25 protein-coding genes, 1 pseudogene and 2 riboswitches are annotated in these 25,482 nt (G+C 40.5%); of the genes and pseudogenes, 14 read left to right on the forward strand and 12 right to left on the reverse strand.

The window, feature by feature from the left end; translation table 11 throughout:
• Positions 1–116 precede the first annotated feature (116 nt).
• Complete coding sequence (locus CZ382_RS01840; RefSeq protein WP_088049541.1) at positions 117–1,283, forward strand: TraB/GumN family protein; 1,167 nt, start codon at positions 117–119, stop codon at positions 1,281–1,283.
• Between the two features lie 44 nt (positions 1,284–1,327).
• The gene (locus tag CZ382_RS01845; protein ID WP_088049542.1) at positions 1,328–1,603 is read left to right on the forward strand and encodes a hypothetical protein; all 276 of its coding nucleotides are present in this window, start codon (positions 1,328–1,330) and stop codon (positions 1,601–1,603) included.
• A 201-nt stretch (positions 1,604–1,804) separates the two neighbouring features.
• Here the strand turns inward: CZ382_RS01845 and CZ382_RS01850 are convergent, their stop codons facing one another.
• The 4 genes from CZ382_RS01850 to CZ382_RS01865 form a co-directional block, all read right to left on the reverse strand.
• Entirely contained in the window at positions 1,805–3,157 is a 1,353-nt protein-coding gene (locus CZ382_RS01850; RefSeq protein ID WP_088049543.1) for a tripartite tricarboxylate transporter permease, read from the reverse strand.
• Positions 3,158–3,159: 2 nt separating this feature from the next.
• Positions 3,160–3,396 carry a hypothetical protein gene (locus tag CZ382_RS01855; protein ID WP_088049544.1) on the reverse strand — a complete coding sequence of 79 codons (237 nt, stop codon included), beginning with the start codon at positions 3,394–3,396 and terminating at the stop codon, positions 3,160–3,162.
• Between the two features lie 92 nt (positions 3,397–3,488).
• Complete coding sequence (locus tag CZ382_RS01860) at positions 3,489–4,754, reverse strand: hydroxymethylglutaryl-CoA reductase, degradative (RefSeq protein ID WP_088049545.1); 1,266 nt, start codon at positions 4,752–4,754, stop codon at positions 3,489–3,491.
• A gap of 353 nt (positions 4,755–5,107) precedes the next feature.
• Complete coding sequence (locus CZ382_RS01865; RefSeq protein WP_088049546.1) at positions 5,108–5,290, reverse strand: YjzC family protein; 183 nt, start codon at positions 5,288–5,290, stop codon at positions 5,108–5,110.
• A 339-nt stretch (positions 5,291–5,629) separates the two neighbouring features.
• Between CZ382_RS01865 and CZ382_RS01870 the strand changes: the two genes are divergently transcribed.
• Positions 5,630–5,845, forward strand: coding sequence for a YdbC family protein (locus tag CZ382_RS01870; protein WP_088049547.1), 216 nt, complete (start codon positions 5,630–5,632; stop codon positions 5,843–5,845).
• 4 nt (positions 5,846–5,849) lie between these two features.
• Positions 5,850–6,375 (forward strand): annotated as a pseudogene (locus tag CZ382_RS24730) (hypothetical protein).
• Positions 6,376–6,426: 51 nt separating this feature from the next.
• Here the strand turns inward: CZ382_RS24730 and CZ382_RS23895 are convergent.
• Positions 6,427–6,588, reverse strand: a complete 162-nt coding sequence (locus CZ382_RS23895) for a hypothetical protein (RefSeq protein WP_188725295.1) — start codon at positions 6,586–6,588, stop codon at positions 6,427–6,429.
• 462 nt (positions 6,589–7,050) lie between these two features.
• On the opposite strand from CZ382_RS23895, the gene proC reads away from it, so the two are divergent.
• Positions 7,051–7,893, forward strand: coding sequence for a pyrroline-5-carboxylate reductase (gene proC / locus CZ382_RS01880; RefSeq protein WP_088049548.1), 843 nt, complete (start codon positions 7,051–7,053; stop codon positions 7,891–7,893).
• Between the two features lie 212 nt (positions 7,894–8,105).
• Here the strand turns inward: proC and CZ382_RS01885 are convergent, their stop codons facing one another.
• Positions 8,106–8,489 (reverse strand): calcium-binding protein, encoded by a 384-nt coding sequence (locus CZ382_RS01885; protein ID WP_159457749.1) that lies wholly within the window; start codon positions 8,487–8,489, stop codon positions 8,106–8,108.
• A 143-nt stretch (positions 8,490–8,632) separates the two neighbouring features.
• On the opposite strand from CZ382_RS01885, the gene CZ382_RS01890 reads away from it, so the two are divergent.
• On the forward strand, positions 8,633–9,568 hold the full coding sequence (locus CZ382_RS01890; RefSeq protein WP_088049550.1) for a fumarylacetoacetate hydrolase family protein: 936 nt from the start codon (positions 8,633–8,635) through the stop codon (positions 9,566–9,568).
• A gap of 52 nt (positions 9,569–9,620) precedes the next feature.
• Here CZ382_RS01890 and CZ382_RS01895 read toward each other — a convergent pair whose 3' ends face one another.
• Positions 9,621–10,808, reverse strand: a complete 1,188-nt coding sequence (locus CZ382_RS01895) for an MFS transporter (RefSeq protein ID WP_088049551.1) — start codon at positions 10,806–10,808, stop codon at positions 9,621–9,623.
• Between the two features lie 457 nt (positions 10,809–11,265).
• On the opposite strand from CZ382_RS01895, the gene proB reads away from it, so the two are divergent.
• Together proB and CZ382_RS01905 are read left to right on the forward strand one after the other, a co-directional pair.
• Positions 11,266–12,369 carry a glutamate 5-kinase gene (gene proB, locus CZ382_RS01900; protein ID WP_088049552.1) on the forward strand — a complete coding sequence of 368 codons (1,104 nt, stop codon included), beginning with the start codon at positions 11,266–11,268 and terminating at the stop codon, positions 12,367–12,369.
• Positions 12,366–13,613: a glutamate-5-semialdehyde dehydrogenase gene (locus CZ382_RS01905; protein WP_088049553.1), complete on the forward strand. Its 1,248-nt coding sequence runs from the start codon at positions 12,366–12,368 to the stop codon at positions 13,611–13,613. The genes proB and CZ382_RS01905 overlap by 4 nt, the downstream gene beginning before the upstream one ends.
• A 282-nt stretch (positions 13,614–13,895) precedes the next feature.
• Here the strand turns inward: CZ382_RS01905 and CZ382_RS01910 are convergent, their stop codons facing one another.
• The 3 genes from CZ382_RS01910 to cysK form a co-directional block, all read right to left on the reverse strand.
• Positions 13,896–14,633, reverse strand: a complete 738-nt coding sequence (locus tag CZ382_RS01910) for a cyclase family protein (protein ID WP_088049554.1) — start codon at positions 14,631–14,633, stop codon at positions 13,896–13,898.
• A gap of 42 nt (positions 14,634–14,675) precedes the next feature.
• Complete coding sequence (locus tag CZ382_RS01915) at positions 14,676–15,725, reverse strand: homocysteine S-methyltransferase family protein (protein WP_088049555.1); 1,050 nt, start codon at positions 15,723–15,725, stop codon at positions 14,676–14,678.
• A gap of 90 nt (positions 15,726–15,815) precedes the next feature.
• Positions 15,816–15,913: riboswitch (SAM riboswitch) on the reverse strand.
• Between the two features lie 117 nt (positions 15,914–16,030).
• Positions 16,031–16,945, reverse strand: coding sequence for a cysteine synthase A (gene cysK / locus CZ382_RS01920; RefSeq protein WP_088049556.1), 915 nt, complete (start codon positions 16,943–16,945; stop codon positions 16,031–16,033).
• Between the two features lie 490 nt (positions 16,946–17,435).
• Between cysK and CZ382_RS01925 the strand changes: the two genes are divergently transcribed.
• The 3 genes from CZ382_RS01925 to CZ382_RS01935 are packed head-to-tail and all read left to right on the forward strand — an operon-like array spanning position 17,436 to position 20,001.
• Entirely contained in the window at positions 17,436–18,218 is a 783-nt protein-coding gene (locus CZ382_RS01925; protein ID WP_088049557.1) for an ABC transporter ATP-binding protein, read from the forward strand.
• Positions 18,202–18,963, forward strand: a complete 762-nt coding sequence (locus CZ382_RS01930) for an ABC transporter permease (protein WP_088049558.1) — start codon at positions 18,202–18,204, stop codon at positions 18,961–18,963. Before CZ382_RS01925 ends, CZ382_RS01930 begins: the two co-directional genes overlap by 17 nt.
• Before the next feature lie 36 nt (positions 18,964–18,999).
• Positions 19,000–20,001, forward strand: coding sequence for an aliphatic sulfonate ABC transporter substrate-binding protein (locus CZ382_RS01935; protein ID WP_088049559.1), 1,002 nt, complete (start codon positions 19,000–19,002; stop codon positions 19,999–20,001).
• Between the two features lie 329 nt (positions 20,002–20,330).
• Here the strand turns inward: CZ382_RS01935 and CZ382_RS01940 are convergent, their stop codons facing one another.
• Entirely contained in the window at positions 20,331–21,443 is a 1,113-nt protein-coding gene (locus tag CZ382_RS01940) for a methionine biosynthesis PLP-dependent protein (protein WP_088049560.1), read from the reverse strand.
• Between the two features lie 100 nt (positions 21,444–21,543).
• A riboswitch (SAM riboswitch) is annotated at positions 21,544–21,691 on the reverse strand.
• 211 nt (positions 21,692–21,902) lie between these two features.
• Here CZ382_RS01940 and CZ382_RS01945 point away from each other — a divergent pair.
• Both CZ382_RS01945 and CZ382_RS01950 read left to right on the forward strand, forming a co-directional pair.
• Complete coding sequence (locus tag CZ382_RS01945) at positions 21,903–22,331, forward strand: RDD family protein (protein ID WP_088049561.1); 429 nt, start codon at positions 21,903–21,905, stop codon at positions 22,329–22,331.
• Between the two features lie 70 nt (positions 22,332–22,401).
• Positions 22,402–23,010, forward strand: coding sequence for a 3'-5' exonuclease (locus CZ382_RS01950; protein ID WP_088049562.1), 609 nt, complete (start codon positions 22,402–22,404; stop codon positions 23,008–23,010).
• 284 nt (positions 23,011–23,294) lie between these two features.
• Here CZ382_RS01950 and CZ382_RS01955 read toward each other — a convergent pair whose 3' ends face one another.
• Positions 23,295–23,804, reverse strand: coding sequence for a spore coat protein (locus tag CZ382_RS01955; protein WP_088049563.1), 510 nt, complete (start codon positions 23,802–23,804; stop codon positions 23,295–23,297).
• Positions 23,805–24,086: 282 nt separating this feature from the next.
• On the opposite strand from CZ382_RS01955, the gene CZ382_RS01960 reads away from it, so the two are divergent.
• Positions 24,087–25,454 (forward strand): FAD-binding oxidoreductase, encoded by a 1,368-nt coding sequence (locus CZ382_RS01960; RefSeq protein WP_088049564.1) that lies wholly within the window; start codon positions 24,087–24,089, stop codon positions 25,452–25,454.
• The last annotated feature ends 28 nt before the right edge of the window (positions 25,455–25,482 follow it).

The raw sequence follows: 25,482 nt of genomic DNA on the forward strand, positions 1-25,482 counted from the left end.
CACTATAAAAAGCATGTGAAAAGATAGAAATTAATTCTATTTTCGTCCGATCTGGTTTATCATTATATAATAGAAGAAATATTGTTTGTTATGCTGGGAGTAAAAGGAAGGTAGCCATGTCGGAGGAAAATATTACAAGACTGTATTTAGACGATAAAGAATATATACTTATTGGGACAGCCCATGTTTCAAAGCATAGCGCAGAACAGGTGAAGGAAGTCATTGAACAGGAAAAACCGGACTCAGTTTGTATTGAATTGGACGAACAACGCTATCAATCGATTGTCGATGGAAATAAGTGGCAGGAAACAGATATTTTTAAGGTTATTAAAGAAAAGAAAGCAACATTACTTTTAATGAATCTTGCCATATCATCGTTTCAAAGACGAATGGCAAAGCAATTCGGAATCAATCCTGGTCAGGAAATGATTCAGGGAATAAAATCAGCAGAAGCGACTGGTGCTAACCTCGTATTAGCAGACAGAAATATCCAGATAACCTTTTCCCGCATTTGGGGAGGAATCGGACTAAAAGGGAAAGCCACCCTGCTCATGCAAGTTATCGGCAGTATTTTTAGTAAGGAAAGTATTACTGAAGAAGAACTGGAAAAGATGAAATCACAGGATACGATCAATACCATTTTAAGTGAATTCACCGAGAGCTTTCCAAGGTTAAAAACGCCATTGATTGATGAACGTGATCAATATCTAGCACAGAAAATTAAAGAAGCACCAGGTAAAAAGGTTGTAGCTGTACTGGGAGCGGCTCATGTCCCCGGAATAAAAGAAGAAATTAAGAAGGATCATGATTTGGTGCGTTTATCAGAGCGTCCACCTAAATCCAAGGTGCCCAAAATTATCGGCTGGTCAATCCCTGTTCTAATCATTGCACTTATTGCATATACCTTTTTTGCTAACCCGTCAGCTGGATGGCAGCAGACGATTAGCTGGGTTATATGGAATGGGTCCCTTTCAGCACTTGGGGTTGTAATCGCATTAGGACATCCACTTGCCATTATTACTGCTTTTATAGCGGCACCAATTACGTCGTTGAATCCGCTAATTGCCGCTGGATGGTTTGCTGGGATTGCCCAAGCGTTTATCCGCAGGCCCAACGTTAGAGACTTTGAAAACCTTTCGGAGGATGTTTTTAGTGTGAAGGGCTTTTGGCATAATAAAGTAACCCGAATTCTCTTGATCGTTGTTTTAGCTAATATAGGAAGCTCATTGGGAACCTTTATCGGTGGTGCTGATGTTATTCGGTTGTTTTTCCAGAATATGTAGTCATGACTTGGAAACAACTTATGTTACCTAATTGGAGGAATTTGATGGATCCGATAGCTGTTCAAACGTACACCGTAGTAGAAAGAGAAGTAAACAGTGTAGAAAAAAAGGAACGTAAACAAGAGAATAAAATGTATTTATATCAAGATCGAATTGTAACGGCAAAAAATGAGTTCCCTGTCCATCAAGTACTGGACGTATCGTTTAGAAAAATGGGAGACCAAGGCGGACTTCTGTATTTACATACCATTAAAGGTTTGTATAGCTTTATGGTGAAGTCATCTCCAAACGAATTTATTGAGGCATTTAGGGGGTATTAATGATCTGGTGTAGGGAAGTATCTTGGATACAAGTAACAAAATATTTTGTTATTTTAGATTATTCGGCAAGGCCATCCAGATTAATAAACCATATTTCTTTTCCAGACTGAAACGAAGTTCACATTTTTTGGAACATCAAACGGAATATAAACCTATTGGTTGTGATACGAACAGTGCCAGGCTCTGTTCGTATCAACAGACTTAACTTAACACCCCTAAAAGCCAAGGGGCAGCATATAATATCATAAACAGCACCCCATAATTTACTCCATTTTTATGAAGCAGGCCGGAAACAAGTGCAACTAAAATCGTCCCGAATATATTGAGCCATCCAGCATCCATATAGGCAAGCATTACAACGAGGCCGGCGAAAAGTCCAATTAGAGCTTCATGTGGTATGTATTTAAATACAAAAGCGCAAATTTGGCTCGCATATTTGATGGTTACATAAAATGTTATTAATAATGCGATAACAGCACCAATAATTGTTGCCGTCATAATCTCACCCATCGAAAGTAGATGATGAATATTATGCTCTGGTGTAAAGACGGGTGGTGCATTAAATAATCCGGCAGCAGGTCCGATCGCCATAGGTGACAATGGCAGTCCAATCGCAATTAACGGTATTAAGGTTCCCGAAATATAGGAAGCATTTGTTAAACCATCCATCGTCGAAATTGCTCTTGATGCGCGCTGAACGGGATCCTTCACATGTCTCGTTAAAAATTCCCCCAAAAATACCGTCATGCCTACCGGGGAGAGAAAAAATGTAACAGATCCGATAAAGCTGCCTAATGCAGATGTTGCGGATTCTTTTTTCGTTAAAATTTTAAAAGGATTGGGAATGCCTTTTTCCTTTTCCGATTCCTTAAACGTGATTTCCTTATTCCCTAATCTAGGCTGGTTACTACGATATTCTTTATTTAGCAGCTCAAATAGTTTAAATGCAATTGGGCCAATCGTAATTCCTAAGAAAAAAGAAATAAAAACAGTACTATCATCAGGGATAATATCCAGGCCCCAGTATAAGTGGCGTAAACCTTGAATAAGTAAGGCAAATGGGATGATAATGGCTAATGATAAGACTTTATTTTTTGTCATTAATGCCAGGAATACGGCTCCTAAGAAAAAGATTAAGCCCGCATACTGACTAATCCTATCGGCATAGGGCAGAATCAAATTGGCAATCAGGAAGCTTGCAGGAATAGAAATGATTGTGCCAATGACGGAACCGGAAGACATTTTTTTTATACTAACATCCGGCAGCCCATATGACTTTAATACCATCGCATGCTCTACCATTGGAGCAGCCATGACGCCTCCCGGGATGCCTGCGATAGCGACGGGAATCGAGTCGGTCAATTTTTTAGCTACAATGGCCGAAATGAAAAAGGCTAGAATAACATATGGTGATATCCCTGTAAGGGCGAGTGCAATTGTTACAGGAGCAAGTACTGCCGTTTCATCGGTCCCTGGCGCGATTCCGATCAGTGTGTACAGGACAGCACCGCCAATACTTGCTAAAATCATCTGAATGATAATTAACATATCCAAGACTAATCATCTCCTTTCACCTTTGTAATATTTCGTTTCGGTTTAATGATAATACTGCTGATGATAAACCCAAGTACTCCTCCCGATAGACCAAAAAGTAAAGGCTGAGTAGAGTTGTCTGGAGCTAAAATGTAGCCGCCAAGTGCAAGGCCAATGCAAAGGATCATGGAAATACCAAGATCTTTGATTTTTACATTGTCCCCCCAGATGTCGACGTACCCTTTATCTTCTTCCTTCATCGGTAACACCTCCCTCATTCCATTATACTGTATAACAGATGTGGATGATGATCAAAAGTAAGGTGAATGATAGAGTCATAGTTTGCTATATGTTATTGCTTTTGGATTAATTGTACAAATCGCTTAATATCATCAAAGCGAAATTTTTCATGCTTTGTTGCAAGTTCAACGACTTGATCCGTTTCGTTTTCGTTTGCCCCCGCCATCGCAGCCATATTCCTGGCGTGCAATTTCATGTGGCCCTTTTGAATACCTTCACTAACAAGTGCTTTTATAGCTGCAAAATTTTGGGCTAACCCTGTTGAGGCAATAATTGCTGCCAGTCTTTCAGCAGTTTCGGCCTGCAAAATTTTTGTTGCTAACTTGGCTACAGGGTGTGACTGTGTTGCACCACCGATTAGTCCAACGGCTAATGGAAGCTCAATTGTACCAATGATTGAATTGTTTTCTCCTAATTCCCATTGGGTTAAGGAACGATATCTTCCTGAGAAGGCAGCATAGGCATGTGCTCCAGCTTCAATTGCTCTCGTATCATTTCCAGTTGCCAGTACAACGGCAGAGATACCATTCATAATTCCTTTGTTATGAGTTGCTGCTCTGTATGGATCGACAAGTGCCAGCTGATGTGCACTTATAAATTTTTTTAAAGTCTCCTGATTATCCTGAAATGGAGCTTCGAATATTGCCCGTGCCCTGACGATTCGCTGATCCGCAAGGTTGGATAAAATTTTTAGAACAACATTCCCGCCTGTTATGTTTTCGATTAGTGGGGCAGTCGCTTCAGCCATTGTATTTACTGCATTGGCTCCCATTGCATCCTTTGTATCCACCAATAAATGCACAACAACCATTTTTTGACCATCTTCACCTTGGATAATCTGTACATCTAAATCTTTTGCACCACCACCAAACGAAACTAGTGTTTGATCTTGCTCATTACAAAGCTGGATGATTTCCTCCTTATGTTCATATATCCGAGCCAAGGCACCATAAGGGTCCCGCAAGTTGATAATTTGGATTTGCCCACGCATAATGGAACCCGTATAGGAAGTAGTGAATCCGCCTGTATGATAAGTTAACTTTGCAGCATGGCTGGCAGCGGCGACGACGGATGGTTCTTCGGTTGCCATAGGAACAAAACAGTCTTTCCCATCCACTTTGAAATTAACCGCAATGCCAAGTGGGACCGGCAAGTAACCAATCACATTTTCAATCATTCGATCTGCGTTTTGTGTGGTAAATCCCTGTTCCCCTCTGATTATTTTTACTTCGTCATCTGTTAATTTTAAAAGGGACGCTAATTTGCTTAGTCGCTTTTCCGGGGTTAATTTATAAAATCCGGAAATAAATGATGTCATGATGAATCCTCCTTAAAGATGTTTTATGGTTGTATGAAAGGTTGATGCTAATTCCTGTTAAAAGAATACGCTTACAGAAAGTGTATTAAATTTTTGCAACATCCACTTAAATCAACAAAGTTTAATAAAATTCAACATTGTTGAAAACAGTATATAATGAAAATTCCAACTATGTCAATATGATTTTTGAAAATAAGTTTTACATTTACCTTGATTGTAGATTGTAGATATCGAAAGAGAAGAAAGCCGGCTTCAGTGTAACGGTGGCTGATGGTCATTATTTGCAGATTTCCAGAGGAACTATCTCCGATTAGTAATTGAAAAACGAACAGTGACGGGCACTGTTCGTTTTTTTACTGTTCTTTATTTTCGTATGTCCAAACGCGGTCATGGTTCGAGTTTTGCGGAAACTTCTCGCCAGCTTTAAGCTTGATGATTTTCGGATCATTTACATTGTTTCCTGTTTCCCCAATTTCACGATAGATACCGTTATTTGGTGCTTTTTGTCCAAAGCGAAAGTGACTGTACTCACCCATGTTGTTTCACTCCTTATTTTTTTCTTATTATGGCTATTTATCAATTGTCCATTCAGGATAAATGGTACATAAGTCAAGGAAGGTTAGCTACGAATGAATAGTGTTACTTGTAATGACGCACAATGTCTTCCAATGTTTTTTTGATTTAATAGTATTTTTATTTTTTGCTATGAATAATGGAAAATAGAGGACTTTTAATTGTGGAAATTGTAAAATGTTATATAAAATGAGTATTTTTCTTTGTTTTGAAGTAACAAAAAGGTATTTTCCTTATTTGCATAAAATGAAAGACTCTCTATAATGGACTATAATCATAAAAAATAACAAGGGGAAATAAATATGGCAGATTTAAAATATGAGATTCTCAAAACAGTTGCCGTACTTTCTGAATCACCAAAAGGTTGGACAAAGGAGCTTAATCTCATTAGCTGGAATGGGCGCGATCCGAAATATGATATTAGAGACTGGGCTCCAAATAAAGAAAAGATGGGAAAAGGTGTTACACTGACTGAAGAAGAGCTGGCAAATTTAAAGAAAGCTTTGGCAGACCAATAGTAGAATACAATCTCATTTCGATGATCTCGAATCTAACAATAAGGACGTTCAGTATGAGGCATACAAAACTATTCTCGCTGTTACCGAGAAAAAGTGGACTGGGCTTACGATGTGCGGGATCGGCTAAAGGGGGATTTGACAGCTCCAGATAACCATAAAAGATCAAGGGCAGCACAGTTCTTGCTAATTTGGCAATAAGCGATTCTGAAAATAGAATGCTTTCCGATTTCCCTGCATTATGGGAAGTTACCAAGGATAAAAAGGTTGTTACTGCCAGACATAGTTTACAATCCATCTGGAAGGTCGGTCTTGCAGGTGAAGAGCAAAAGGAGATGGTTGTGAATTATCTGGTGGATCGGTTTAAAAATTGTGTTCAAGAAACAAATTACATTCGCTTTGACATCATTCAGGGCCTGGAAAATTTATATGATTATGTACAAAACGCGTTTATCAGGAATACAGCTTTGGATTTGATTGAAACCGAAGAATTGAACAAGTATCGAAAAAAATATAAGTCTGTTTGGAAATAAGTTGAAGCATGTAGAGGGGGCACAAAACGCCCCCTGTCTTTCCCGGATCATTCAACGATCTTCATGTTTCCATGTAGTTTCTTCACCACTAATTGGACAGACAGGAAAACTATCATTTTCATTAAACTTAACTCGTTCACCAGATTGGCAAATGTATTCGCCTTTTGCCGGTACCCCTTGACCAGTTCGATATTCTCGCGTTTGTTTTTCCATTTTTGAACTGCCTCCATTGTAGTTTGATGTCATTTAGTTTGTTTTAAAAAGGAAAAAATATACTTATAGAAGATGGGAGAAGTTGTTTTGAAAAGTGAACAAATTAACCATTATTTCAAAACTGCTTTTGTTCTTAGCCAAAATTTTGGGGTTTACAGATGCATAGAATGTATTTAATTATTAGCAATGCAGGAGCAGCATCATTTTAATATCGTTAAAAAAATAATGGTGAAACTGCGTAAGGCATTTGTATAAGACTCTATCGTCATATATACCGATATTCCGGAATTAAATCGGTTGTGACTTGATTTACTATTCCTTTGCATCCAATGGTACCGTTTTCCCTCATTAATTGATTCAAATGCACATTAATTTGCGGTTCTCCCTTGAAAGATTATGTACAGATGTTATCCTACATAATGTTGTATATGTAAGATAGACTAATCAACGGGAGAGATTTACATGTTAAACCAAAAAACAATTGCATTTTTAGGGGCTGGCTCCATGGCGGAGGCGATGATTTCCGGCATGATTAAAACGGATAAAGTGCCAGTTAACCAAATCATTGTTACAAATAAAGGTAATCAGGATCGCTTAAATAGGATGGAAGATAAATATAGAGTAAGAACAGTTACGTTTTCGGAAATGCCATTCAGGGAAGCAGACTTCGTTATTTTGGCAATGAAGCCCAAGGGAGCAGAGGAAACTCTTGCTACCATTAAAGATCTGCTCCGCCCCGATCAGGTCGTTATTTCTGTATTGGCAGGTATATCCACCTCCTATATGGAAGAGCGTTTAAATGCTGGTCAGAAAGTAATAAGGGTAATGCCGAATACGTCTAGTATGATCCAGGAATCGGCAACAGCAATGTCACTTGGAACGGATACCAATGATAGTGATAGTAGGATGGTTAAAGAACTGCTATCGGTAATGGGAAAAGTATACGTAATTGAGGAAGAACAAATGGATATTTTTACGGGGCTTGCCGGAAGTGGACCTGCTTACTTCTATTATCTAATAGAACAAATGGAGAATATCGGAAAGGTAAGTGGAATGGATGGTAAAATGGCACGGAAAATCGCCGCACAAACGCTTTATGGTGCTGCAAAAATGATTATGGATCGTGATGAATCACCGGCTGAGTTACGGAAAAAGGTAACATCCCCAAATGGTACTACCGCGGCAGGCTTAGAAGCGCTTAAAAAGTATCATGGCGGCGAAGCTATTTCACAAGCTGTAAGTCACGCGACAAATCGTTCAAGGGAAATTAGTGAAGAGATTGATCGTGTATTGATTCCTTCTTAAGCCCTTTATCGTTAGTGTTGCACCAAACGAATCTGGATTCATGGGGATGAACCGTATGACACCCTTGGGAAAAATTATCACCACACCATTCTTGGAACCCAAAGTGGGAACAAATTGAAAAAATGGTGCATCCGGTTGGACGGTAAGGGGTACGAAGGAGTAACAGTAAGTCCCTTTGAACAGAAGCTGCCTAGGCGGCTTCTGGACTTTTTTTATATTCCTTTGGAACCCAGAAACCACTTCTGATATAGCATAATCGTTGAGAAATTCACATCCTTCTCATCCACAACCATTTCAGACAGTGGGATAATCCATTTTGTTTCGCCATGTTTGCATGCTAGCTTAATTCCATCTGCCTCATTTACATTTGTTTCTTGATCCAACCGCGTACAAACTAACTCATAAGCATTTTTCGCTTGTTTATATCGTGCCATAAATGGAAACTTCAGCTCATCACGTAAGTAATCATAAAATGTCAACAATCGCTCATCATTGACCTCTAATAAATCAGCTGATTCACTTCCATAATAATTCTCCAATATAGATGTAGTAGGTTCGCCCAATATTCTGGCTACCTGTACTTTCCATTCACCCATACGATCTTCCTCCAGCATCAATTATGTGGTTTAAGTATAAAAGATAGGTAACGAAAATGTCCATTAGCGGAAAAATTTATGTTATTTTCAGAGTAGGATATAAAATGCTAAAATAGTCATAACAAATGAAAGAGGTGGCTGATATGAAACTCGTAAGTTATAAATTCATAGACAAGGCTGGTACATATCGGATTGGTTGTGTGATCAATGGGAAAATAGCTGATTTACAGGATAGTTATCACGCTTTACTTTCTTCCAAACAGGATAAGGATTCCATCCATTCCATTGAATACCTTCTTCCGGCAGATCCTAATATCTTTTTTTCAATGGGGAATCGGGCAATCGAACGGGCAATAGCTGCCTATGACTATTTGGCAGGACATATGGAAGAGGTTTTAATGTATGATCGAGAAGAAGTACGGTTACATACACCAATCTCAACCCCATCCAAAATCATTTGCGTTGGCAAGAACTATGCGGAGCATGCGACGGAAATGAAAAGTGAAATTCCTGACAATCCCGTGCTTTTTGCAAAATTCAGTAATGCCTTGATTGGACCGGAGGATGCGATTGAAAAGTCATCTTCGACAAGCAAGCTGGATTATGAAGCAGAATTAGCGGTGATTATCGGGAAGGAAGCATCACAGGTGAAAAGGGAAGAGGCGCTTAATTACATCGCTGGGTTCACAATTGGCAATGATATATCCGCTCGTGACTTACAAAAAAGAACTCCACAGTGGCTGCAGGGAAAAACATTGGATCACAGCACACCTATTGGGCCATGGGTCGTTACAATAGATGAAGTCAGTAATCCAGGTAATTTAGCGATCCGCTCGTTTGTGAATGGAGAAAAACGCCAGGATTCCAATACAAAGCATTTAATTTTCGATGTCCCTTACCTAATTGAATTCATTTCTAATTTAATCACATTAAAACCAGGGGATATCATTTTAACCGGAACACCAAATGGCGTAGGCTTCGCGATGGATCCACCACAGTTCCTCCAAGATGGGGATGTTGTTACCTTGGAAATTGAAGGGATAGGAAGGATGGAGAATAAGGTTATCGCGGGAAATTGAATAGGAACAAAAACTTGCAGCGTAACGTTTCTGTAATGTTTCAAATACATCATCAGCCATTTACTGGTAAGAATAGGGTTTTATCCTCAACCTTATGCGTGATGATGGTAAGGATGGCACCAAATGTGATCATCCCGGCAGCGATTAGGGTGATCATCATAAAGCTCACCCCTGTATTTAGGAAGAAGGATCCAAGTGTTGCTCCAACTGAATTGGCTAAATTAAAAACAGATGCAGCAATCGTTCCGGATAATGTCGGAGCTTCTGTTCCGGCAAGAATAATTTTTGAATTGAGAATCGGTGTTGTGCCGAACGTCCCTGCACCAAACAAAAAACACATAACAAAGGCGAGTGCCGGAATCTGAATTAAAAAGGTAAACAGTGCTAACACAGAAGCTAAAATGATGAGTACCAAAATAAGTCTTTCTGTTAATAGAGCAGGACTGATTTTACCAGAGATAAAATTGCCTATAACAGCGCCGGTTCCGAAGCACAAGAATCCAATCGTAATACCTTTAACCCCAAAGCCGGAAAATTCATGAAGCATCGGCTCGATGAATGTGTAAGCCGTGAAGACGCCAGAAAATCCAAAAATAATAATCGCAATCACGAACAATACATTCTTATTTTTGAAAATCCGCAGCTCTTCCCGTAATTTTGGTATTACTTCGGGTTTCAGATTAGGTGTAACCAAGATAAGACCGATTAAGGCAATTATGCCAAGTGATGCAATAAACCAGAATACGTACCGCCATAAAAACATGCCTCCAATATAGGAACCAAAAGGAACTCCGAGCATCACGGCAATGGTGAGCCCGCCTTGGACAGCAGCGATTGCGCTAGGACGTTTTTCTGGTTTCGATATATTAACAGCAATAGACATGCTAAGACCAAAGAACGGCGCATGCATGATCGCTGAAAATAGCCTGGACAATAACAATACTTCAAAATTTGGAGCAGTTGCTGCAATGATATTACTAATAATAAATAGGCTCATGAAGCCAACGAGTAAAGGTTTAGCTGAGATTTTAATTGTAATCATGCTTAAGATGGGACCAAAGATCGCAACACTGATTGCGTAAACACTTAAAAGTAATCCTGTTGTGGAAACAGCAACATTCAGATCAGCGGCAAATTGTGTAAGCAAGCCGGTTACGACATATTCGGTCATCCCAATTGCAAATGTCGAAATCATAAAAACAGCTAAAACAGTTTTTCTAGATGCTTGTAAACGTGTCATGATGCCACCCCTTTGCTGTGAATAGTAAACACAAAGGAATATGGTAAAACAATTTCAGGCAAATGTCTATGGTTGAAGGGAATTTTTTTATTAAGATATTTATAATTCTTGGAAATTGTTCAATGAGGATTTCAATACCTTATTGACATTCCCTGGTTTCATTTGCATAATATGATTAATATAATAAACGAACGTTAACGAAGGATTAGTATGTGAACCTTGATGTATCAGAGAGCGGGATTTAGAAGCTGGAAGATGCCGCAACAGCCAAGTCACAGAACCTGCCTTCAGAGTCCCATCTTAAACATGGGCGCCGGCTCCGGCGTTACAGGAGAAAGTGGAATGTGCATACATTCAATATTGGTGGTACCGCGGAAGCGTGAGCTCTTTCGTCCTTTAATAAAGGATGAGAGGGCTCTTTTATATCTGAAAAAATGGTAAGCAGGAGCAATGGAAAATGAAAAAACGAATCGTTGTAAAAATCGGCAGCAGTTCATTAACAAATGATAAAGGAGAAATTGATCAAGAGAAATTTACTGACCATGTCAATGCACTTGCTGCACTTCGTCAAGCAGGACATGAAGTGATTTTAGTATCATCTGGAGCAGTAGCGGCAGGTTTTATCAAATTAGGCTATTCCTCAAGACCGGTCACAATTAAAGGAAAACAAGCGGCGGCAGCGGTTGGGCAAAGTTTATTAATTCAGGCTTACATCGATAAATTAAGCGCATTTCATCTTATTCCGGCCCAGATTCTCTTAACCAGAAGTGACTTCTCCAGCCGGGACCGCTATCGAAATGCATTTGCAACTATTGAAGAGCTGCTGGAGCGAGGAATATTACCGATCATTAATGAAAATGACACGGTAGCGGTTGAAGAGTTGACTTTTGGCGATAATGATATGCTTTCTGCTCTTGTCAGCGGGTTTATTCATGCGGACCAGTTAATGATCTTAACGGATATTAATGGTCTTTATAATGTAAACCCTCGAACAAATCCATTTGCGAAAAGGGTTGACTTTTTGGAAAATATTCCAGATGACATGATTGCCGGTTTTGATAATACTGGTTCAAAAGTTGGAACAGGTGGCATGAAGTCTAAGCTACAGGCAGCTAAAACAGCAATTTCCCTTGGTGTCCCGGTATTCATCGGCCGTGGAAAGGGGGGTAATAAGCTACTTGATATATTACATGGTAAAGGGGATGGTACGTATATTTCCGATTATAACACAAGAACCATTAATACCAAGAAGCAATGGATCGCGCTGCATTCAGAGGCGTTAGGAAAAATATACGTGGATCATGGGGCAGAAGAGGCGGTCTTATTTCATGGAAAAAGTCTATTGCCCGCGGGTATTTTTAAAGTAACCGGAACATTTCAAAAAGGAGATGTGGTTAAGGTATATGGTTCAAGAGGTTTGTTGGGGAAGGGGGAGGTAAGCTGTTCCTCTGAAGTGTTAAAAAAGGTAATTGATGGAGCAGGATCTGATGTACCATTTGTCGAGGTTATTCATCGAAATGGCTGGGTAAAAGCACAAAAAATAGGAGGGGAAACATCGTGACGGAGGTAAAACGAAAAGGCAAAGCTGCTAAAGAAGCAAGCTTTGTATTAACAGGAGTGACCACAGAGGAAAAAAATACAGCACTGCGTCTAATTGCGGAGCAAATGCTGGCAGACAAACATACGATTCTTAATGAAAATGAAAAGGATATTAACGAAGGAAAACAAAATGGACTTCCTGAGGCAGTGCTTGATAGGATTATGCTGAACGAAGATCGAATTCATAACATGGCACAGGCGATTTACCAGTTGGTTCAGGAGAAAGATCCGATCGGTGAAATACTGGAAACGATTGAAAAAGAAAATGACTTACAACTGCAAAAAAGAAGGGTTCCGATTGGTGTTATCGGGATGATTTACGAAGCACGTCCTAACGTGACAATGGATGCCGCAACACTTACCCTGAAAACGGGAAATGCAGTAATTCTAAGAGGAAGTTCTTCCGCCAAGTTTTCCAATCGGGCACTCGTTCAGTCCATCCATTTGGCACTGGAAAAAAGTGCGTTGCCCATTGCTGCCGTTCAATTAATCGAGGATACAAGCAGAGAGATGGCAAAAGAGTTGTTCCATTTACATGATTATTTGGATGTCTTGATTCCTAGAGGCGGAAAAAATTTAATCGAGACAGTCGTTCGTGAATCTAGTGTTCCGGTCATTGAAACTGGTGCAGGCAATTGCCACATTTTTATCGATGAAACAGCCAAGCAGCAAATGGCGGAGGAAATTGTATTAAATGCGAAATTACAGCGACCATCTGTTTGTAATGCAGTGGAATCGCTTTTGCTGCATGAGAAGTGGTTTAAGCGGTATGGAACCGAGCTTTTGCAGAAACTTCATGAAAAGAATGTGGAAATTTACGGGGACGATTGGATCTGTTCCGTATTTCCTCATGCCAAGGCAGCTACGGAAGAAGACTGGTACAAGGAATACCTAGGCTTATCTGTTAGTGTTAAACAGGTTAAGACATGTGAAGAGGCGATCCAGCATGTAAACAAATATGGCACAAAACATTCCGAGGCAATTATCACAGAAAATGCCCAACACGCTAGTCGATTCTTACAAAACGTTGATGCGGCAGCTGTCTATCACAATGCGTCTACCAGATTCACAGACGGATCCGAGTTCGGTTACGGAGCAGAAATCGGCATCAGTACACAGAAGCTGCACGCCAGAGGACCTATGGGGTTACATGCATTAACATCAAGCAAATTTTTCATCTATGGCAATGGGCAAGTTCGTGCTTAAAGAATAGATGGCAGACCTGAAAACTTAGTTGTATAAAACAACAGAAGAAAAATGAGGATTTTTGGTTTAGATTTCTATCGACCCAGGAGCTAAGAATATCAACTCGAAAGCAAGAAGTACAGACCAGGGAGTGAGAATATCAACCCGAATGCGGAATACAAACTTGTATTTCAAATGAATACTACTCTCCATAAAAAACCGGCCTTCTTATTAAGAAAGCCGGTTTTGAATGGAAAATGTCTTAAATTGTTATCATATCCTCACACGAATAATCAGATCTTCCTAAGGTAAAATCGCAAACGAACGTACCGGAAATCCCGATGCCTTTTTTGCCTTTGGCACGATATTAATAATGATGGAACCTGTTGCAGGCACTTTATCTAAATTGGTTAATAGCTCTACCTGATAGGTGTCCTGGTCAAGTACATAATATTCCGCTAAGAGGGATCCATTTTTTTGAAAATCAATAGCAGCATCAGTGTCAAAAGTTTCATGACCAACCGCTTTGATCTTTCTTTCTTCGTATAAAAATTGCAAAGCTTCCAATGACCATCCGGGAGCATGATTATTGCCATCAGCATCTTTATTGTCGAACGCTTCCTGATCAGGCCAGCGCTTGCTCCAGTCCGTCCGCAATGCGACAAATGAACCCGGTTCGATTTCTCCGTATTCCGCTTCAAACGCTACTACATCCTCAACCGTTAACGTATAGTCATGATTCTCCGCTGCCTCTCTGGATTTATCGATCACAATGAGCGGTAGAAAGAATTCCTTTAAATCCAGCTCATCTAAATATCTAGTGTTGCGGACAAAGTGAATTGGCGCATCAAGATGTGTGCCATATTGCCCGGGAAATGTGAACCGTTGGGCAAAAAATCCGTCATCGTGATCGAATAATGTTTCAAATTTAGCCGCTTCAAATGCGGAAAAGTGTGGCGATTCCGGGTCAAAAGCATGTGTCAGGTCAACCCACTCTTTTTCTTTAATAAGTTGAACAGCTTTCAGTAATTCGTTTGTCAAAAAGATCACCCCATGTTTGCTTCGTAAAATTTGAACATCCTATTAGGCCTTTAAGCGATAGTCCAAATTATGCTGTTTCAATGTTTTGTCTTTTCCAAACAAGAAATGCTTCTCCATGTCCGGCGAGTATTTGGAATTAACGGTTTCAACACCAACAGCTTCTGCTACGGCACGCAGCATTGCTGGGGATGCCCCACAGCATAGGCCAATGTAATTAAGGCCAATACCCTTTGCCTCTTTTGCCCATGTCGCCAACTCATAGCGATTATGATAAAGCGGATCTAGCGCGGTCGGAAAAGTCGTTTCTAACGGTAAATGACAACTGCATCCGCCATCAGGCAAGTTGAAAAACGTTGGGTGCTCTTCTGATGTTCGATAAGGGATCGGTAAACCGGCAATATAGCCATTGACATGCTCCCGTATTTTAGCAAGATATGGCTGCATCGTATCAGGCCCACGGAAACAATTCATCCCGACAACGAGCGCCCCTTTTGCGGAAAGGAATTTGCATGCTTCTTCTACCGTGTAGCCATCTCTTAAAATATTCTCGCCCATCAGTCCAAACGTAATGACAGCCGGTAATCCTTGTTTCGTAATTTCCTCCAAGGCGATTAACGCTTCTTCATAGTAATAAAATGTTTCCCCGTTAACATAGTCAACTCCTTCTTCCTTGCACCATTGCACCATTTCTGCAAAAATGCCCCGAACCCGTTCCTTTGATGCCGGATCTTCCGGATCAAACAGATTAGTGTTGGAAATGTTGCCGGCAACCAATGCTTCTTCAACCGGATGCTCCTTGGCAACCTCTTTCGCTAAACGGATTGCGTTTCTATTTAATGGTTCGAGCAATTCTTCTTTACCGATAATGCGCATCTTTTCCCGATGCGCGTTATATGTAAAAGCCAATACAACATCGGAACCCGCATTCATGTAATCCCTGTATGCTTGTTTAAGCGCTTCAGGATTATCCAATGCTACTTCGGGAACAAAGGAACCAGCTTGTAAATACCCCCTTCGTTCCAATTCAAATAAATAGCCTTCCCCTGCAATGACGGTTCCATCACGTAGACGTTCTTCCAAATTTCGCTTCATTTTTATTCCTCCCTGTTTAGTTGGTTTTTACCAATAACAAAAACCCTCTTCTGTCAGTAAGAAGAGGGTTCGTTATTACATCAACAGCTCTTCTTATCTTCAAGCCTAACGCTTCTGGAATTAGCACAGTACAAATGTCTGTTGCTGAGGCTTCAACGGGCCAGTCCCTCCACCTCTCTGGATAAGAAAATTCATATTTAATTAAAAACTTAATCCATACTATATCGGGGAAACGAACGAATGTCAAGAGAAATATCGAAAATTTATAACAGCACCGATAATTCATTGGTTAGTTGTCATAGACTTTAAATCAAATCCATACTCAAATAACGTTCCCCGCTGTCCGGTGCCATACAGAGTACTTGCTTCCCGGTTCCTAAACGTTTGGCAACCTCAATTGCCGCATAAACGGCTGCTGCCCCGGATAACCCGATAAAGAGTCCCTCCACCCGTGGAAGTTTTTTGTAGATGTTAACTGCATCGTCGTCTTCTATTTGCATAATTTCATCATAAATGCTGGTATTAAGTATTTCGGGGATAAATCCCGGACTTGTTCCAACTAATTTATGTTTGCCTGGTTCTCCTCCTGAAAGTACAGGTGATCCTTTTGGTTCGGCAACGGTGATGGCTAACCCTGGAATTTTTTCTTTCAAAACCTCGCCTGTACCAGTAATCGTTCCACCTGTTCCGGCTGTACAAACAAAAGCATCCAATTTCCTATCCATTTGTTGATATATCTCTAGTGCTGTTGTTGTCCGGTGAATATCCGGGTTTGCCTCGTTTTCGAATTGCTGTGGGATAAAGCTGTCAGGAATTTCTTTTTGTAGTTCCTGTGCTTTTTTAATTGCGCCAGGCATTTTTTCATCTGCAGGGGTCAGGACAACCTTAGCTCCATAGGCTTTTAAGATATTTCTTCTTTCCAAAGTGCTATTATCCGGCATGACCATGATGGCTTTGTATCCTTTTGCTGCAGCATTCATCGCCAGACCAATCCCGGTATTGCCGCTGGTTGGTTCAATAATTGTATCCCCAGGCTTAATTAACCCCATGTCTTCGGCAACTTTGATCATGCTATAGGCTGCACGGTCCTTCACACTTTTGCTCGGGTTAAACGATTCTAATTTGATGAAAACATCTGCAGCTCCTTCAGGGACGAGTTTGGTTAATTTGACAACAGGTGTTTCGCCAATCAGTTCTGTCATGTTTTGCGCAACTTTCATATAAAACAGCTCCCTGTGTACATATATTTTTACATAATAATTCCTAGTGGTTTACTATATGATAACAAATTTCATCCCGATATTCATAACCTTTTGTCTCCTTTTTATAAGTAAAGTATAATTTTTAGCGATATTAATTCATGATCAAGAGTGGCCATGTCCAGCTCCAGCGCCCAGCGGCTAGTGGACAACACCCGCCTCCGTACGATAAGTCAACATCGGTAAAAGGGGAAGTTCGGTTAAAACCGCGACGTCCTGTCGCAACACCGAACTGACCTACGTCCTGTAGGCCTCAGCTCACCGTGTTTCCTTTATCTCCTTCGGTTCAGTCCAGCACATACGCCACTAAACGGGCGCTTGCGCTTTTCTTATCTAAAAATATTTAGGCTATTAGGCATTTACCTATTGGAAAAAGATGAATATCGTGCTAAAATACATTTTAATTCATATTAATTGGATAGGAATTATTATCTATAAGGGGCTGCATTCAATGGATTTGAAGATAGATGCATTATCAAAGCAATTTGAAAATAAGCTAAACCCCCCATTGTTAGTTTTGGACAATATTAATCTAACAATAAAAGCAGGGGAGTTCGTTTCTTTATTAGGACCATCCGGATGTGGAAAATCAACACTGTTATCAATGGTTGCCGGTTTACAGAAGCCTTCGTCGGGATCTGTTTATTTGGGAGAAGAGGAAATACGTAAACCGGGTCCCGATAGAGGGGTAGTTTTTCAGGAATCTGCCTTGTTCCCTTGGATGAATGTAAGGGAAAATGTTATGTTCCCGCTACGGAAAAAAATGGCCAAAAAAGAGCAGTTAAGCGTTGCCGATAAATATTTGCAAATGGTGCAGCTCAGTAAGTTTCCGGAACATTATCCGCATGAACTTTCCGGGGGCATGCAACAGCGTGTATCGATTGCAAGAGTACTTGCGATGAATCCGGAATTGTTATTAATGGATGAACCGTTTGGCGCATTGGATGAACAAACAAGAAGCATTTTGCAGGACGAAATAGAAAAGATTTGGCTGGACACGAAAAAAACCGTCATTTTTGTGACACATAGTATTCGGGAGGCGATTAAATTATCTGATCGAATTATCATCATGGGCGCCAGACCAGGAACAATTATTTCGGATTTTAATGTAAACCTCGGCAGGCCGCGATTACAAGCAGATATGGCAAAATTAGAGGAAAAGGTAATGGCTGTTTTAAAATCAGAAATAGACAAAGTAATGCAGGAGGAGCTCAGTTATGCCGGTAGTCATTAAAAGAATCATGTTTTTCGTCTTTCTTCTTTTAGTCTGGCAAGGAATTGTATTATTAGGTGTCTGGCCAGAGTCAATGATACCCAGCCCTTTTTCGGTTGTAAACGAACTGTATTTAGGCTTCAAGGATATGACACTTGTCTACGATATTACGGCAAGTTTCCGGCATTTGTTCATCGGTCTTTTTCTTGCTATTTTGATCGGAACAGGGCTTGGGGTCTTACTGGCAAAAGTGAAAACAGCCGATGAGACGCTTGGAACAATGATTCTGGCACTCCAAAGTGTTCCAAGTATTGTCTGGGTTCCATTAGCCATTATCTGGTTTGGGTTTGGAGAAACATCGATCATATTTGTCGTTGTTATTGGTGGAACGTTTGTCATGACGATGAACATACGGACTGGAGTAAAAAATGTTTCGCCAATTTATTTGAAAGCTGCTAAAACAATGGGGTCAAAAGGATTGGATTTATTTTTCAAAGTGGTCATTCCGGCCGCTGTTCCACATGCCGTAACCGGTGTACGTCTGGCGTGGGCCTTTAGCTGGCGTGCTTTAATGGCTGCCGAGCTTTTAAGTACAGGTCCGGGGTTAGGATATACACTTTCCTATGCATCCGACTTTAATAACATGAGTCTCGTCATTGGAATTATTATGATCATTGGTGTAATTGGTTCTATTGTCGATCAGCTTGTCTTTCACCGGATCGAAAATAAGGTATTAAGACGTTGGGGTTTGGAAGAAGCAGCATAATAACAGATCAAAAATGAATAGTGGAGAGGGGTTTTGATGGTGAAAAAAGGGTTTGTATATTTCATGATGGGTGTATTACTCATTTTAAGTGCGTGCGGAGGGGGCTCTAACGCTTCCAGTTCATCCGGTGACAAGCAAAAGGTCGTCATTGGCTATTTCCCTAACTTGAATCATGCGCCAGCAATGATTGCAAAAGAAAAGCAGATGTACGAAAATCAACTGGGTGATGATGTCGAGGTAGAATATCGGACATTTCCCGATGGATCCGCATTTATGACGGCACTTGCAACAGGAGAAATACAGGGCGGTCTTGTTGGTCCAGGACCTGCAATGAATAATTTCATTTCCGGTGTAGATGTTACGGTTGTTGCATCATCATCAACCGGCGGAACAGTTATTGTATCCCGCGAAGACAGTGGTATTAAAACAGTGGAAGATATAAAAGGGAAAACGTTTATTTCTCCCCGTGTTGGCTGTACACATGATGTTCAATTTGAAACCTACATGAAAAAATTAGGGATTACCTCTGATAGAACTGGTGGAACCATGAAGCATGTAACCGGGAAGCCGGCCCAATATACAACGATGTTTGAGAAGGGTGATGTTGATGTGGCCACTGCCCCGGAACCATGGGCATCTGTTTTAGAAGCCGAGGTGGGTGCGAACGTTGTCGTTGATTCAGATGAAATCTCATTTGGCAAGACATTACCTGCAGCAGTGTTCGTTACCAGCTCCGACATGATTAAAAACGATCCGGAACTTATCCAGAACCTGATTGATGCGCATAAGGAATCAGTTGAGTTCATTAATGAAAATCCAGAAGAAGCGATTGATATCACAATTAAAAGTATTGATGAAATAACAGGTCAAAAACTGGATCATGATGTAATGGAAAGTGCGTGGGCGCGAACAGATTTCGTGTATGACATCGACCAGGAGGCAATCCAGGCATTCGGAGATTCCTCCTATGATCTGCAATTTCTTAAAGAAAAACCTGATTTTACCGGTTTCGTTGACAAAAGCTTTATTAATAAATAATAAAAGAAACAGCCTCCAATGCAGGCTGTTTCTTATGTTTAAAAGTAAATAAAAGTATGAAAATTCAGGCTTTATTCTGCTTACGTTAGAGTAGGCCATGTCCAGCTCCAGCGCCCAGCAACTAGCAAACTTCACACTCCTTCATTACGATAAGTCAACATCGGTTCGGGGAGAAGGAAGGCCGACTAAAAACGGCCTTTGCGGCCAACGTCGGCATACCCCTTTTGCAGGGGCATGTTTCCTTTATCTCATTGCGGAGTGCTCCAGTTTGTACGTTGCTAAACGGGCGCTTGCGCTTTTCTTAAAACGATCCTCCAGAATATATAACTTCATTCCACCTCTGCTAATTTAGTAAGTGCCTGCTGCAAATCCTTTTTTAGGTCATTCACTTGCTCAATCCCGACGGAAAAACGTAACAGGCGATCATCAATTCCGCGCTTTGTTCGTTCTTCGATTGGGATATCAGCATGTGTCTGTGTCGCCGGGTATGTTATAAAACTCTCTACTCCGCCTAAACTTTCCGCAAAAGTAATGAGTTTTAACCGCTGTAGAAATAGATCAACCCATTCACTTTTTTTGAGACGGAAGGAAAGCATTCCGCCTTTTCCGGGGTATAACACATCAGTTACGTTAGGTTCATCATCTAAAAATGTGGCAAGGTTTCTGGCATTTTCCTGATGTTTTTCCATTCTTAAGGAAAGGGTCTTTAACCCTCTTATTAGCAGCCACGAATCAAAAGGGGAAAGTACAGCACCCGATGCATTATGAAAAGTAGCCAAGTTATCACAAAGTTCTTTTCCCTTTGCAACAACTAACCCAGCCAACACATCGTTGTGCCCGCCAATATATTTGGTGGCACTATGAATCACAATGTCAGCTCCTAGTTCTAATGGACGTTGTAGATAAGGCGTTAAAAATGTATTATCGACAATGAGTAAAAGATCGTGCTTGCGGGCAAGTTCCGCAACCAGATTAATGTCGATCTCTTGCATTAAGGGATTTGTAGGCGTTTCGATAAATATTGCCTTTGTCTTATTTGTAATAAGCTGTTCTGTCTCCGGGATCTCTGTAAAATTACTATATGTTGTTTGGATTTGGTAGGTATCGGCATAGTGCTCAAGCAAACGATAGGTACCGCCATAAATATCCGCAACAGCTATTAGCTCATCACCGGAACGGAACAAGGAAAGTACTAATTGTATTGCTGCCATACCGGAGCTGCAGGCGTAACCTCTTTCACCAGATTCCAAGTTTGCAATCCCTTCTTCTAAAAGAAAGCGGGTAGGGTTTTTGGTCCGACTGTAATCGTATCCGGTTGATTTGCCAAGCCCATGGTGCTTATAGGCCGTTGATAAATAAATCGGTGGGTTGACGGCGCCTGTCGTTTCGTCACTGTTGTTACCTAATTGCACTAATCTGGTTTCAATACTACTCTCTGTCATGTCATCATCTCCTGGAAAAAATTAAGGGAACCTAATTAAAACGTAAAAAAGCCTCTCCTTTGAAAATAAGAAGAGGCTTCACGATTTGATTTGACCACTCTTCTTATCTTCAAGCATAATGCTTCTGGAATTGGCACAGTACTTGTATAAGTGGGTGTTCGCTTTTTCTTTGGTAACTTTTTGAACATCCTTTATAGTCTGTTGCCGAGGCTTCAAAGGGCCAGTCCCTCCACCTCTCTGGATAAGAATCTTGCATATGGAATTTTTTAATATTAATCAATACATTACAATCCCTATTTTAAAAAGTCAAGAAAAAATTATGGATTGGTAAAGTAAAAAAGCTTATTCTCCAAAGAAGCTATCATTTCGTTAGCCAATTCAAGACTGTTATAATAATAATAATATGATACCCATTGGATTTTTAATGAAAGGTACTACTGACAATGGAAGGTGTTGAACGTGGAAGATTACAAGCCAGCAGGATTCTGGATCAGGTTTTTTGCTAATTTCATTGATGGTGTCATCACGATGCTAATGGCATTTTTAATTGCGCTTCTGCTTAACGATCAGGAGTTTTTTAACAATAGATTGGAGGAAACCTCAAGATCAGAGGACATCGCGAATCTTATTTATGTTGTTATTTTTGTTATCATTTTTACCGGTAGTAAATTCAAAGGTTCACTGGGAAAACTGATATGTCAGATTCAAGTGTTGAACTATAGAGATATGACACAGATCAGTTTATTGAAATCGATTGGCAGAGCATTTGCCTATGTTATTTCTGCAATTCCGTTGTTGATTGGATTCATGATGGCAGGCTGGAATAAGGAAAAGAAAGCACTTCATGATATAATATGTGGAACGAGAGTGGTTTACCGGGAAGAATGAGAAATCGGCCGGTACATGTAACGTATGAAGCGGCCGATCATATACCAATGATTAATAAGGAGGCGAAATTGTGCAGTTCACATCTATTGACTTTGAGACAGCAAATGCCAAACGTCACAGTCCGTGCGCGGTTGGTATTGTAGTGGCAAATGAACATGAAATTATTGATGAGTATTACACCCTAATCAATCCGTTAATGGAATTCAGTTCATTTAATATCGCTATTCATGGTATCACACCAAGTGATATTGCAAGTGCGCCAACATTTGCGGAACTGTGGCCGACGTTACATAAATACCTTGCCGATAATCTGGTAATCGCTCATAATGCCAGCTTTGATATGAGTGTCATCCGTAACACACTGGATTATTTCCATTTAGCCTATCCGGAGCTGGATTATCTTTGTACAGCGAATATTTCAAGACGCGTGTGGCCGGATTTAAGCAATCATAAATTAAACACGGTTGCGGCCCATCATGGGATAGCATTTGACCATCACCATGCATTGGAGGATGCACGTGTTGCAGCAACCGTGTTTCAACATGCTGTTAACCAGTATGATGGTATTCTCGATTCATTACTTGCCTATTGTAAAATGAGCAAGGGTCGGATCTTCGAGCATGGTTATACGGCGCCAAAAATGAGACGGACAAATCAAAGGAAGCGGATTTATTTTTAAAATTAACATGGTATAAATCATGATATAGAATTAAAGTCCCCTCTATAATTATTTTAGAGGGGAGTCACGCATTAAGGGGCTGTAACTCCCCCTTAGTTTTCAAGGAGTTAAGTACAGCACTAATTATCTCTTTGTCACGTACATTAGGATCAATTTCTACTTTAAAGTTGTTTTGTCACAATGCAATTTCTTTAACTAAGCAGGGGGAAGACAGTTATATGCTTGCAACCACGAACTTAACTGCCCCCGACCTCCTAAATTGAATGAACATGGACATAACTAAACTATTTATAATGCATTTGTAACGCCATATTGGCATTTTTTAAATCATTTTTTAACAATTTTTCTAGATTATATGCGGGATAAAGGCCTTTGTCATACATATAGGAAAATACGTTTGCATGGGCTTCAATCGCTTTTTGCAAATGTTTAATTAATGTTTCCCGTAACATTGGTGTTGCCGTTTCGGTGATTGCTGTTGCATAGTTTTTTACAGAGGTTTTTGCCAAAATTAGCAGGTCACCTGCATAGAATCCGGTTCCAAGGTTTCGGAACTCTCTTTCTTCATCGTCTTCCCGAGGTGCCAGCGAATAAAACTGGACAAGCTCCTTAATATTATTTTCTATATCTTTAATACATTGGACATAAAGGTTTCGGAGCATGTTGTCTTTTACTTCGCCTACTGAACTTTTTAATTTCATCAATCCAATTGACTGAAAAGCGACAAGTTCATGTATTTCAAGCGTTTCATGCCAAGCAAGATGCTCTGGGCGGTGCTTCCGTGATTGTTCCATTCTTTTAATTTTCCTCCTTTAAAATATGTGTTTAAAATGAAGATAAAAAGGACCGAGAAGAAATTCGGTGTATCATTTTTACCAGTACTTTTAAACATTCACCTTAAACTAGTCATTTTCACTATATTCAGGGCAATAAAAATGGGTACTATAAAAAATGATTTTGGGCAGATGTCAGGGTTAAATACATACTCATAACTTAAATGAGAAGTGTCCGAGAGAAGCGGTAATATGATATGATAAGAATAGAGAATATTAGATTATTCACATATCAAAAAGGGGATGTCTGTTTTGAAACTTCTTGAAGAATTACAGCAAGCATTGGATGCGGATCGGGTATCGGATAACGAAACAATTTTAGAGCAGCATAGCAAGGATGAGTCCTACCATACTCCGCATTTGCCGGAAGCGGTTGTATTTCCGGAAAGTGCACGAGAGGTGAGCGAGGTTGTAAAATTGGCAAACAAGTATACTACAACGGTTGTTCCTTTTGGTGTCGGGTCGAGTTTAGAAGGAAACGTTATTCCTTATAAGTCAAGCATCGTTGTGGATTTCTCCTTAATGAACAAGGTTTTGGAGGTAAGGGAGAAGGATTTTTTAGTTCGCGTACAGCCAGGAGTAACAAGATCACAGTTGGATAAAGAGCTGAAAAAATACGGGTTATTTTTCTCCGTTGATCCTGGGGCAGATGCGACGCTTGGCGGAATGGCAGCAACAAATGCAAGTGGAACAACTGCGGTCAAATATGGAATTATGCGTGATCAGGTAAGAGATTTGGAGGTCGTGCTTGCGGATGGATCGATCATACATACCGGTAGCTTGGCAGCGAAATCGTCATCCGGATATGATCTGAATGGTATTTTTGTTGGTTCAGAAGGAACATTAGGCTGTTTCACGGAATTGACATTAAAAGTTTACGGAATTCCAGAACATATTATGGCTGCACGAGCTTCATTTACTAGTGTTGAGGATGCGGTGGAGGCGGTTATTGCTATTTTGCAGGCTGGCGTTCCGATTGCCCGGGTTGAACTTGCCGATGCACAGTCAATTAAGCAAATGAATCATTTTAGTGATACGGACTATAAAGAGGTACCAACATTGTTCCTGGAGTTTCACGGAAATGAAGCCGGGCTTAAGCAGGATGTTGAATTTACCAGAGAAATCGTGTTTGATCGAAATTGTCAGGATATCGAATTTGAAACCGATACAGCGGGAAGAAATCGTCTTTGGGAGGCGAGGCATAATGCTGCATACGCCTATATACATGGCCATCCTGGGAAAAAACAGATGGTAACCGATGTTTGTGTGCCGATTTCGGAACTTGCCGGTGCAGTTAAAGATGCACGTAAGGCTGTTGAAAAATCGGGTCTCGCCGGCGGAATCGTTGGCCATGTCGGTGACGGAAATTATCATATTCTATTAATGATCGATGTGAATGACCCGAAAGATATTGAAAAAGCGAACGTTGTTAACGAACAGATTGTGGACTATGCACTTACCCGCGGCGGCACATGTACCGGGGAACATGGTGTTGGTGTCGGTAAACGAAAATATCAGGAAAAAGAGCACGGTCCTGCACTTGCTGTCATGCGGAAGATTAAGCAAGCGTTGGATCCGGACGGTGTTTTGAATCCGGATAAGGTTATTTGAAGGCCTGTCCCTCATCTTATTAACAGTG

This window comes from Virgibacillus dakarensis (assembly GCF_900155625.1).
GTDB classification, from domain to species: Bacteria; Bacillota; Bacilli; order Bacillales; family Amphibacillaceae; genus Lentibacillus_C; species Lentibacillus_C populi.